Raw genomic sequence first — 12,146 nt, forward strand, 5'->3', positions numbered from 1 at the left:
TACTAATGTTAGTATGTTTTATATTTTCTATATTTACATAGCAGGTTTCCCTGTGCATACAGCGTAAATTAATACAAGGCAAGTGCCAAGCGTCTCCATTGTAATAATAAATGGAACTCTTTTTACATAATTTTTTTGCTGAATTGCTCGTAATAGCCGAATAAAAATGACAATTATGGTAGACATAAATAAAAATGAATGAAAATAAACACACTACTATCTATACATGAATAAGATGTCTCTGAAGAAGGACCGAAGAGGTAGGTGTTAGAGTGTGAAAAGAAAGTGGTTCGCTACAATTTTCCTTATATGTGCTATTGCTTTAGTGGGCTGTCAGGGGAAATCGGAAAAAGACAAGGAATTGGAAAATCAAGTGAATGAATTAGAGCAACAAATCGAGGACTTGCAGCAGCCGGTTACTGCCGATCAAAAGGAGATACAAGACACAGCGCCTGTAGTCGTAAATATCGTGGACCCCAATACAATGGATATCGTACAAACCTTATCGCCAAAAGACTTAGGTTATGAAGAAGATGTCGCAACTTATAAAAAGAAAATTGAACAATTAGCGAAAGAGCTTGCAAGAGGTACTGAAACAGAAGCGGGCTATGATAAGCGAATGGTACTGGATCGAATTGATGAGCATGGTCAGATTATAAAAGGAAACCCACAGGTGCTTTTGAAAGAAAGTGAATTGGTGGAAAAAGTAATGGCAGCATCCGCAACAGGTGGGAATGTGGAAATGCCACTATATGTATCAGAGAGTGGTTATTATCTCGAAGATATTCCTTATTTAGAAGAAGTTGTTGTGGCATCTTATACAACATATTTCAATACCTCGGACATAGGTAGGAACAAGAATATTGAACTTTCGGCAGAGGCTATCAATAATGTCATTGTCGGCAGTGGGGATTACTTCTCTTTTAACACGGTGGTTGGTCCAAGAGATGAAGAAAATGGCTATCAACCTGCACCTGAAATCATCAATAAGAAAGTTGTTATGGGGATTGGTGGTGGGATTTGCCAAACGTCCTCAACTCTTTTCAATGCCATTGACCAAGTGCCAGTAAAATTTGTAGAACGACATCATCATTCATTAGATATAGGGTATGTACCAAAAGGAAGAGATGCCACTGTGTCATATGGTGGTTTAGATTTCAGGTTTCAAAACACTAGTGATGTGCCGTTCTTAATCACAACTGTCTACGGGAAAGATTTTCTTACAGTAGAAGTTAGAACTTCACAAAAATATGAAGAAATTTTGAAAAATCAATAATTGTTTTTTGAAGACACTTCTATCACTGGTGTCTTTTTTGTTTTACCATGCTATAGTTAAATTGAGGTATTTCAGTATAATATAGGTTCGTTTCCTTAGGTGGTAGAATTACAGAAACTTTCAGGATATTTGAGGTTGAAAAGCAGTATTCCACCTACTTTCACGGGCAATTGCATTCATGACACGGGTATAGTTTTGTGCTGGGCTGATGAACGAGGAACCGCCATACAAATACTTTAATCATTTAAATAAAACAATTGGATTGAGAGGGATAACGCATGCATTCAAAATTACAGGCAGCAATCGACGCTATTGATTTGTACCAAGCGACATATCCAGAAGATGCTTGTGTTATTGTGGCAGATAAAGAGAAAGTTCTTGCATACAAGCCGGGTAAACAAGTGGACTTGAAGATAAACATCGGTGATTCGCTAAAAAAATATCGTGGAACAACGACAGAAAAGGCGCTTTCTGTTGGGAAATTTATGAGAGAAGAGCGAGGGCCTGAAGGATTTGGCTTAGCGTATATTTCCATTGCACAACCCATTTTTGAAGCCGGAAAAGTAATTGGTGTTGTCAGTGCAGTTATGTCCAACGAAAAAATGGATAACATGCGTTTATTAGCAACCGAATTATCAAGTTCTGTTGAAGAAATGACTGCCACAAATGAAGAATTAGCATCAGCGAGTGTAGACGTCTCTAAACAATTGGCTGAACTGTCTAAGTTTTCTGAGTCGATGACGGGCGATATCCAACAAATAAATACCATCGTCGATTTAGTAAAAGACTTGGCCATGAAATCAAAAATTCTCGGCTTGAATGCATCCATTGAGGCTGCTCGTTCGGGTGAGCATGGACGCGGCTTTGCTGTGGTTGCCTCAGAAATTCAAAAAATGTCTCAAAGTAGTACAGAAAGTGCAGATAGTATCACAATTCAGCTTGGCAGCATAAAACAATCCATTGATAAGGTCAATGAATCGGCAAATCAGATTGCTGCTTTCACACAGCAATTTTCTGGCAGCATGCACGAATTAAATGCCGCTTATTCGGTCATCAACACGACTGCTGAAAAGCTAAAGCATATTAGTGAGGTTCAGAATTAAAAAGAGAATTCTTATACAAGGATAATAGAGAATTAGGGCTGTTCACTATTATCCTTTTTTACGCTATTTAGTTGAAACGAATAGTGCCTTTACACTATATCTAAAATTTCAGCTGGAGAAAATACCTTATAATCTGGATTCTCGGATTGAACTACTTCAATTGAATCATACCCCCAACCAACCCAAATTATTTGGATGCCTACTTTTTTACAGGCAACAATATCACGATGCTCGTCACCAATATATAACACATCGGATGTCTGTAAATTCGACTCCTTTAAGTATTTTTTTATCACTTTATCTTTTCCAAATATACGACTTGAGCACAGTACTTGTGAAACATTCTCGATGCCGTTCATCTTTAAAAATGCTAAAATGTTGTCTTTAGAGTTGGAGGATATAATAGCAATTGTATAGCCTTGTTCTTCAATTTCCTTTAGCACATTCTTCATGCCATCAATAAGAATTACATCTTGTAATGACTGGCGATAGTACCGATAAAATTGAGGGAGGATGGTTGGCAATTTATACAGAGGGAAGTTAAATAATTTGCTTCGCTCCGCTATAGACAATTTCTTCAGTGAATCCAATTCTTCCAACCGAATTTCTCTATATTGATATTTTCGGGCGATGATGTTCCATGCAGAGGCGAATACAGCTGTAGAATCTGCTAGCGTACCATCAAAATCAAATATTATGTGTTTCATTTGTAATTTTTCTCCTTTGTGATTTAGTTGTAGAGACGTTTTTTATCTGGATATGTTACGCATCACTTTAAATATATTGTTAATCCCTCGTCTAGAATTACATGCTTGCTTTTATGATGCAAGCTTTCTTATTTATATGCTCAACAATTTATTTCGTAAAGGTGTATCCCTATCACAATTAAAGTGCGATGTTCTTGTGACATTTCTACAGACAAATCGCTTGAATCATGTCATATTGCTTAGTAGGGTACCAATGGGAATCATAGTAACTGGTCCGGAAAAACCTACTCGCTTTCCACAGGCTAGCTGGACCGTTTTTCTATAGGAGTCTTGCAGTTATTTTTTCTCGATAAGGATTCAAACGGAGTTGTGCGATGATGTCGAAAAACTTTCAGAAAGAATCGTGAACAGTCTACCCTAGCTTTGTGGCACGTTTGCTATTGCCATCCTGTTAACTTATTGAAAGAGACAAACGATAGTTGATAGTTTGTTTTTTTAAAAGGTATATGTTAGATTAGTAAATACTAATAAGTTCGAAAGGAGGCAAAAGTAATGGAAACTGTATTCGGAAATGGTCTGATGGAAAAAGAAGTAAAATTATGCCTGTATTCTGTGGATTTGCTTGCAAAGGGAGAAGTGCGCCCTTTTTTAAGCAAATTTCATATCGAAAACAGTTACCGGAAACATTTGCCTTCTTATAATTAATCATTTGTAGCATAAATGTATTTGAATTCATATTTACGCAATGAGGCGCCGGTTCTGTACGGAGCCTTTTTGCGTTCTTTTGTAAAGTTTACTGACAATACTTTATATATGTTGAACTGAAATTATTCGCAATTTGAAGGCGCCGTTATTCATTCGGCGTCTTTTTTGTGTGTTGTAAAGGAGAGAAAAAGACATGTGTAACCTTATATGTCCTTTTATTTCTTGAGCTTAGGGCTTGAAGAAAACAATGGACAAAATTTATAAGGAAGTGTGATGGAGATGTTACTGCAATTAAATGGCATTAGTAAAAGTTATTTGGGGGATACAGTATTTTCAAATATTTCATTGAAAATTGAACCAGGGGAAAGAATCGGTCTTATTGGAGTAAATGGTGCCGGAAAATCAACCTTACTAAAGATTATTGCTGGAGATATTCCTTATGAAAACGGGGAATTCAGTATTGGAAAAGCTATAAAAATTGGTTATTTGCGGCAAAATAGCGGGCTTCAAATGGACAATACAATTTGGTGTGAAATGTTAAGTGTCTTTGCTGAGCTTCGCAAGATTGAAAAAGAGCTACGGGCATTAGAGAGGAGGATGAGCGACCCTTCTTTAATGGATGATACCGAACAATTTGAAAAAACGATGAATCAGTACGCAACAAAATCTGATTGGTTTATCGAACAAGGAGGCTATGAAATAGAAGCGAAAATCAGGAGTATTTTAAACGGAATGGGATTCGATAATATATCCGTAAATACCCCAATCCATAAGTTAAGTGGAGGTCAGAAAACAAGACTGGCACTGGCCAAAATACTGCTTGAACAACCGGATTTGCTGCTGCTTGATGAGCCGACAAATCATTTGGATTTTACTACTTTAACTTGGTTAGAGGGCTACTTACGAGCATATCCAGGTGCTATTCTTGTCGTTTCACATGATCGAACCTTTTTAGATTCCCTTGTTAATGTAATTTACGAAATTGAACGAACAGAAGCGAGAAGATACAGCGGCAATTATTCGCAATATGTGGAGAGTAAAGCAAAAAATCGACAAATTCACGAAAAAAAGTATGCCCTACAGCAACAACAAATTGGCAAGATGGAGGACTATATCCAACGTAATATTACAATGGCGACGTCTGCTAAAAGTGCAAAAAATAAGCGTAAGCAGCTTGAGAGAATGGAGCGACTGGAAAAGCCGTTCAAAGACTTAAAACATGCACAGATGTCATTCCAATTAGAAAAAACATCTCATAAAGATGTCTTACAGGTTCGAGATTTGCGCATTTCCTTTGTGGTCGATAATGAGCAAAAATCTTTAGTGAAAAATATTAATTTTCAGCTGCAACGAGGTGACAAGGTAGCATTGATAGGTCCGAATGGTGTTGGTAAGTCCACACTATTGAAGACATTGCTCAATGGAAAGCCAGAAAGTGGTGTCATCGATTGGGGGAAGGGCGTGACGATTGGTTACTATGACCAGGAACAATCGACTCTACATCCAGATAATACGGTATTAAATGAGGTTTGGAGTATGTTTCCCCATATCGAAGAGGCCAGTATTCGTACAGTATTGGGGAATTTTTTGTTCACGAGTGAAGATGTCTTTAAAAAAATAGCGTCGCTGAGCGGTGGTGAAAAGGCACGCGTTGCATTAGCAAAGTTGATGTTACTAAAAGCAAATGTCCTCATTATGGACGAGCCAACAAATCATTTAGATGTATTCAGTAAAGAGGTTTTAGAACAAGCACTATTAAATTACGAGGGCACACTATTTTTTATTTCACATGATCGTTATTTTCTTAATAAGTTAGCAGACAAACTGTTGGAACTCTCTCCAACAGGGGTGATTGCATGTAACAGTAATTACGATAATTATGTTAATCACAAGATGTCTTTATTGAAGAAGAGCTAAAAAATGATGAACATGGCAAGGGGACCTCCAATCAACAATAGTCGTCATTCAATAATAGATTCAAAAACAAGAGGAAAAGAGGAATATAATATGTCTAATAACAATCAAATTGCGGTAGTTACAGGAGCAGGTAGTGGAATTGGCAGAGCTACAAGTATTAAATTTGCTGAAAATGGCTATAAAGTGGTGTTGGTTGATTTTAACGAATTAACGGGATTAGAAACGCTTGAGCTGATTCGACATAACGGTGGGGAAGGTCTGTTTGTCAAAGCAGATGTGTCAAAAGTAGAAGATGTTCAAAATTATGTAAAGCAAGCCGTTGACACCTACGGACGCATTGATGTACTTTTCAATAACGCAGGCATTATCCAAAAGTTTGCACCATTCACGACTGTTGAAATAGAAGAGTATGATCGTCTTATGGATATCAATGTGAAGGGTATTTTCCTTGGCATGAAATATGTCATTCCTGTAATGGAAAAGCAAGGCAAAGGATCGATTATTAATACGGCCTCATCAGCTGGTACTCGTCCGGAACATAGTATCGCAGTTTATTCTGCAAGTAAACACGCTGTAATTGGTTTAACTAAAGGGGCAGCGATTGAATATGCCAATAAAGGCATTCGAATTAATGCTGTGTGCCCAGGTGGAATTGTTACACCACTATTCAAAAGTGTTGGTGAAACACTTGAAAAAACAGGCTACGTCCCAGAAGAAATGTCGCGTGTGCGCATGGGGCGCCATGGTGAACCAGAAGAAGTAGCAGAGGTTGTAATTTTCCTAGCTTCTGATAAATCAAGTTTCATGGCAGGCGCCATTGTAGCAGTAGATGGTAGTTTAACTGTGTAAAAATGTTTGCTTTTCTTGCCATTGAACTCGACAAAGTCCTATACAACTAAGTCGCGAAGCGTTGAATTTTTTGCTAGACAGTTACGTCTTTGGTTAAATGATTTCACTTTACCAAAAAGATGTAACTGTCTTTTCAATATGATTTGGCGTTTTTTTTGCGTGAAAGGACAGCGATAAGTCAGGCGACACGCACATCTAATATCGTTGATGTCTAAAAATTTTTGTAGAAATGTAGATAATATAATTAAATAGTGTTATCGTAAGAACTAGCTAAATAAAAATATCCTTCGGGGTCGGGTGAAAATCCCAATCGGCGGTGATGAAGCAATTCAAAGTCCGTGAGCGCAAGCTGATTTGGTGCAAATCCAAAACCGACAGTTATAGTCTGGATGGGAGAAGGGTAAAAGTGTAAGCTTTTTAAATTCATACGAATTTATAAGGTCTATTTGTGTACGCTTTTATAAATCCACTTCCCATCGTTTTTGTTGGGGAGTTTTTTTGTGTCTCCTAACTGAATTATGCTTATTTGGCTGAAATTGAATAGCGTGAAATGTTCTTCGGGGTCGGGTGAAATTCCCAATCGGCGGTGATGAATGAAGTAATTCAAAGTCCGTGAGCGCAAGCTGATTTGGTGCAAATCCAAAACCGACAGTTATAGTCTGGATGGGAGAAGAACAATGAGATGGCAGCCTATTGAAAATTATGATATCTAATAGGTTTATTTGTTGACGTCTTATAGGATAAAATCTCCCAAACCCCTTACATGTAAGGGGTTTTTGTTTATTTATAAAGCTGACAGAGGAGGGATGGATAGATAGCCAGTATTTCAGAAGAGTGACGGAAAATTGTTGGATTGACGGATAAAACTGTTGAAGTGATGGATAAACCGGGCGAAGTGATGGATAGAACCAGCGAAGTGACGGATAAACCTGCTGAAGTGATGGATAAATTCGCTGAGCTGAAATGACGGATAAAGCCGTTGAAGTGACGGATAGAACCGCTGAAGTGACGGATAAAGCCGCTGAAATGACGGATAGAACTAACAAAACTACGGATAAAACGATTTAACGATAGAAAGTGGGTGACAAAATGTTTACAGGGATTATAGAGGATGTTGGTGCAGTCAAAACCTTGCAAAACAATCGGCAAAGTATGAAAATCACGGTTATTTCGCCAAAGATGGTAGGCGACGTGAAACTTGGTGATAGTATCGCGGTCAATGGTGTTTGTTTGACGGTAACGTCTTTTAATGAGCAGGAGATGACAATGGACGTGATGCCTGAAACGGTGAAAGCTACAAATTTACGGCAGCTTGCAGTGGGGGATCCAGTAAATTTAGAGCGAGCCATGCCTGCAGATGGACGCTTTGGGGGTCATTTTGTGTCAGGGCATGTTGATGGTGTGGGGAAAATTTTACGCAAGCGACCGATGGCAAATGCTGTCTACATTGATATTGAACTCTCAGAGGAACTGACGAGCTACTGTATTCCAAAAGGCTCGATTACAATCGACGGTACGAGTTTAACGCTCTTTCATGTTGAACAGAACAGCGTCACCGTATCACTGATTCCTCACACTTACAGCGAAACGATTTTTGGCACGAAAAATGTCGGTGCACTCGTCAATATTGAGACCGATTTGCTTGGTAAATACATTATGCATCAGCTACAGCGCGGTCAGGCAACATCTGCTATCACGCGAGGGTATTTAGCGAAACATGGATTTTAGGAGGCGGTCAATTGTTACATTCAATTGAAGAAGCATTAGAAGATTTAAAACAAGGCAAAATGATTGTCGTGGTAGATGATGAGGATCGTGAAAATGAAGGGGATCTACTGGCACTTGCGGAATTTACGACACCTGAAACCATTAACTTTATGGCCACATATGGCAGAGGGCTGATTTGTACGCCAGTTTCACAGCAACTCGCACAAAAAATAGCATTACCTCCAATGGTAGTAAACAATACTGATAATCACCAAACAGCTTTCACTGTAAGTATTGACTACAAGGATACAACAACTGGCATCAGTGCTTATGAACGGGCAAAGACGATTCAAAAAATGCTAGAGCCACAAGCGCATGCCAATGATTTTCGTAGACCGGGGCATGTATTTCCGCTGATCGCCAAAGAAAATGGCGTCTTAGAACGCAGAGGACATACAGAAGCCACTATCGACTTAGCCAGACTATGCAACAGTGTTCAGGCAGGCGTTATCTGTGAAATCATGGGGGATAGTGGTGAAATGCTACGTTTTAACGACCTAGTTCAATATGCAAAAAAACATCATTTGAAAATGATATCGATTGAGGCATTAGCTGCCTTTCGACGTAAGCAAACAAGCGTTGAAAATAAAATAACAAATTAGAAGAGGAGCATGAATGATGGGAAAAACTTTTGAAGCACAATTAATTGGATCTGACTTAAAAATCGCTGTAGTAGTAGGGCGATTCAATGAATTTATTACAAGCAAATTATTAGACGGTGCATTAGATGGGTTAAAACGTCATGGTGTAAGTGAGGATTTGATTGATGTTGCATGGGTACCAGGTGCATTTGAAGTACCATTTATCGCCAAACAACTAGCTGACACCAAGAACTATGACGCAATCATTGGCTTAGGAACAGTGATTCGCGGTTCAACAACACATTATGACTATGTGTGCAATGAATCTGCAAAAGGGATTGCAAGCGTATCACTTTCCACAAACGTTCCGGTTATTTTCGGTATTGTGACTACTGAAAATATCGAGCAAGCGATTGAACGTGCTGGTACTAAATCAGGTAACAAAGGTTACGATGCAGCAATGTCCGCGATTGAAATGGCGAATTTGAAGAAAATGATAGGGTCAGCCCAAGCGTAAATAGCCTATACAACTGAAATCCCTCTTTAATGTTGCGCTTTATTGAATATTATTAAATATCATGGGAAAAATATCTTAAAGTGTATTGCGTTCATTTCTTCTAAAAAATGCACAAACTTTGATACTGGCTAAGCGGGAGATGACGAACATCAATGGAACAGGAAATAACTATAAAAACGTTGCAAGAACTGTTTCAACGTTCTGCTGATGTACTATTCGAACAATATAACTTTAATCAACATATTGTACATTTTATCACATGCGATTCGATGTTCGATCAGCGATTGCTGAATAATGTCATAGTGCAAAGAGTCCAGTCTCTGTTCGAAGATGTAGCCTCGGAAATGTTAGAAGACAACATCCTAAAAGATTTACACATTCCTAACCTTCAAAAAGTAAAGACGAAAGAGGATGCCATTACACTTGTCTATACGGGACATGTTTTACTCTACTTTGAAAAAGAAAACTTGCTGTTCTCAAGTAATATTGCCAAAAAACCCAATCGAGAACCTGAAGAAACAAAGATGGAATTAGTGGTTAAAGGTCCACGAGATGATTTTATTGAAGATGTTTTTACTAATGTGGCCTTAATACGAAAACGAATACCTACCAATTCACTGAGCGTGGAGACGATGGAAATCGGCAAACGTTCTAAAACAACAGTAGCCGTTTTATATTTTGAAGATGTAGCAAATAAAAAAATTCTATCACAAATAAAAAAGCAATTAAATCAAGTTGATATAGACGTCGTGTTTAGTGGGGATTTGTTGATGGAGCGGCTTGAAAAAAATGATAAAATCCTCCCAAGACATGATTACACGGGTCGTCCTGATTTTGCAGTGCAAGCATTAACGAGAGGACGAATTATCATACTTGTTGACGGTGTATCGTATGCCATTATTACCCCTGCCAATATGTTGTTACTTTTTAAATCGGGTGAAGATAATGATTATCCACTCATAGTGAGCTCTTTGGAACGATTGCTACGAATAGTAGGCATTTTAATCAGTATGCTGATGCCAGGTTTTTGGCTTGCACTTTCGACATTTCATCAAGAACAAATACCTGTGCTCCTATTAGCAACAATAGTACAATCGAGAACCGGACTACCATTTCCAACCGTTTTAGAGATACTGCTGATGTTATTTATGTTTGAATTATTTCGTGAAGCAAACCTTCGACTTCCGTCTGTTATCAGTGGAATAATGAGTGTTGTGGGGGGATTAATCATTGGAGATGCAGCCATTAAAGCAGGAATCACTAGCCCTTCTATGATTGTTGTTATTGCGATTTCAAGTATTGCAGCCTTTACACTAGTCAATCAATCCTTTGTAACGGCAATGAGTATTTTTCGATTAATTTTTGTTTTAGCCTCTGCTTTTCTAGGTTTATTTGGTTTCTTTATGGTGCTGTTCTTTATTATTCTTTATGCCGCAAATATGCGCGTATTGGGTGTACCGTACTTAAACGTTGCAGCAGAGCTAGATTGGGCAGATATCAAAAAATCTTTAGTGCGTGTATCCCAAAAAGGATATAGTAAACGTCCTAAATTTTTAAAACCACAAGATAAGACACGTGAACCGAGCAAGAGCTAAATCATTTTTATCCTTTTATGACCAGGTTCGAGTGCCTGGTCTTTCACTTTGTTAACCAACAAGTTTCGAACTTAAATAAATCTAGTTGTATAATGAATCGGTATATGGAAATGTTCCTGCTAAGATGGAAGCAGTTCAGCCATTTATCCTGAAAAAGCTTGGAAAGTACATAACAACAAGGATTTAAATGAAGAAAGGTTTTGATTTTGTGATAAAAATTGTCCCTGCAAAAGAAATATATTTAAAAGGAAATCATCATGCTGTATTACTTTTGCATTCCTTTACAAGTCATACGCGAGATATGAAGAAGGTTGCAACTGATCTACATCAACAAGGATTTACTTGCTACGCACCATTATATCGTGGTCATGGGCATAATCCAGAACCGTTGATTCAATACAGGGTGAATGATTGGTGGGAAGACGTTGTGACAGCCTACCGATTTTTATTGGAAGAAGGATTTCAGACGATTTCAGTCGTAGGTTTATCGATTGGTGGAATTTTCGCCTTAAAACTTGCAGAGTTAGAAAATATAGAGCGCGTGATTGTGTTATCAGTTCCAGTTGATCGGCAACCAAAACGACTGAAAGAAAGACTGATTAAGTATGCCTATAATTACAAGAAATTGGAGGGGAAGTCTTTTTCTCAAATCTCACAAGAACTTGAAGTGTTCTATCAAATGTCATTAGAAGCATTCAATGAATTTCAGCAGTTTATTAGAACAACCATTCAAAACCTTCATAAAATAACCATTCCAATTGCCATTTTCTATGGCGAATTAGATGATGAGCTGTATATGACAAGCGCTCATACTATTTTTAAAAATGTCAATTCGCAAGTAAAACGGCTAAAAGGCTTTACACAATCGAAGCATTTAATGACTTTGGGAAGAGATCAACAAGAAATTGATAATGATATTTTAGATTTTTTAACTATTTGAATCAATTTCATCATTCACGTTCATATCAATAAGGCGACTATTTTTAAAGAAGATAAAGTAATTGTTCTTATCACGGCTATAGGCGGACGCTTTGCGCGAGCAAGCACCGAGCCACTTCGGGCCAACAAATGTTTTATGTGCGAAAGCGAAGCGTCAGCAACAGGTGTTTTTATGTGCGAAAGCGAAGCG

General features: G+C 38.0%; 10 protein-coding genes, 1 pseudogene and 2 riboswitches. Of the genes and pseudogenes, 10 read left to right on the forward strand and 1 reads right to left on the reverse strand.

What is annotated here, in order from left to right:
- Positions 1–274: 274 nt before the first annotated feature.
- Together H131_RS20925 and H131_RS20930 are read left to right on the forward strand one after the other, a co-directional pair.
- Positions 275–1,276 carry a VanW family protein gene (locus H131_RS20925; RefSeq protein ID WP_010861131.1) on the forward strand — a complete coding sequence of 334 codons (1,002 nt, stop codon included), beginning with the start codon at positions 275–277 and terminating at the stop codon, positions 1,274–1,276.
- A 278-nt stretch (positions 1,277–1,554) separates the two neighbouring features.
- Positions 1,555–2,379 (forward strand): methyl-accepting chemotaxis protein, encoded by an 825-nt coding sequence (locus H131_RS20930; RefSeq protein ID WP_010861132.1) that lies wholly within the window; start codon positions 1,555–1,557, stop codon positions 2,377–2,379.
- Positions 2,380–2,468: 89 nt separating this feature from the next.
- Here the strand turns inward: H131_RS20930 and H131_RS20935 are convergent, their stop codons facing one another.
- A complete protein-coding gene (locus H131_RS20935) occupies positions 2,469–3,086 on the reverse strand; it encodes an HAD-IA family hydrolase (RefSeq protein ID WP_010861133.1) in 618 nt (205 codons plus the stop codon).
- 552 nt (positions 3,087–3,638) lie between these two features.
- Between H131_RS20935 and H131_RS25090 the strand changes: the two genes are divergently transcribed.
- The 8 genes and pseudogenes from H131_RS25090 to H131_RS20970 all read left to right on the forward strand — a co-directional run bounded on the left by H131_RS25090 (position 3,639) and on the right by H131_RS20970 (position 11,957).
- On the forward strand, positions 3,639–3,791 hold the full coding sequence (locus tag H131_RS25090; RefSeq protein WP_196228950.1) for a hypothetical protein: 153 nt from the start codon (positions 3,639–3,641) through the stop codon (positions 3,789–3,791).
- 279 nt (positions 3,792–4,070) lie between these two features.
- Entirely contained in the window at positions 4,071–5,708 is a 1,638-nt protein-coding gene (locus H131_RS20940; protein ID WP_010861134.1) for an ABC-F family ATP-binding cassette domain-containing protein, read from the forward strand.
- A 90-nt stretch (positions 5,709–5,798) separates the two neighbouring features.
- The gene (locus H131_RS20945) at positions 5,799–6,557 is read left to right on the forward strand and encodes an SDR family NAD(P)-dependent oxidoreductase (RefSeq protein WP_010861135.1); all 759 of its coding nucleotides are present in this window, start codon (positions 5,799–5,801) and stop codon (positions 6,555–6,557) included.
- Between the two features lie 279 nt (positions 6,558–6,836).
- Positions 6,837–6,962, forward strand: a riboswitch (FMN riboswitch).
- Positions 6,963–7,106: 144 nt separating this feature from the next.
- A riboswitch (FMN riboswitch) is annotated at positions 7,107–7,236 on the forward strand.
- 410 nt (positions 7,237–7,646) lie between these two features.
- The gene (gene ribE / locus H131_RS20950; protein WP_010861136.1) at positions 7,647–8,285 is read left to right on the forward strand and encodes a riboflavin synthase; all 639 of its coding nucleotides are present in this window, start codon (positions 7,647–7,649) and stop codon (positions 8,283–8,285) included.
- An 11-nt stretch (positions 8,286–8,296) separates the two neighbouring features.
- Positions 8,297–8,890: pseudogene (gene ribB, locus H131_RS20955) on the forward strand (3,4-dihydroxy-2-butanone-4-phosphate synthase); the annotation flags it as partial.
- Between the two features lie 52 nt (positions 8,891–8,942).
- Positions 8,943–9,422: a 6,7-dimethyl-8-ribityllumazine synthase gene (ribH, locus tag H131_RS20960; RefSeq protein ID WP_010861138.1), complete on the forward strand. Its 480-nt coding sequence runs from the start codon at positions 8,943–8,945 to the stop codon at positions 9,420–9,422.
- Between the two features lie 152 nt (positions 9,423–9,574).
- Positions 9,575–11,017: a spore germination protein gene (locus H131_RS20965; RefSeq protein WP_010861139.1), complete on the forward strand. Its 1,443-nt coding sequence runs from the start codon at positions 9,575–9,577 to the stop codon at positions 11,015–11,017.
- Positions 11,018–11,204: 187 nt separating this feature from the next.
- On the forward strand, positions 11,205–11,957 hold the full coding sequence (locus H131_RS20970; protein ID WP_010861140.1) for an alpha/beta hydrolase: 753 nt from the start codon (positions 11,205–11,207) through the stop codon (positions 11,955–11,957).
- Positions 11,958–12,146 lie beyond the last annotated feature (189 nt).

It is taken from the genome of Lysinibacillus sphaericus OT4b.31, assembly GCF_000392615.1.
Classification (GTDB): Bacteria; Bacillota; Bacilli; order Bacillales_A; family Planococcaceae; genus Lysinibacillus; species Lysinibacillus sphaericus_B.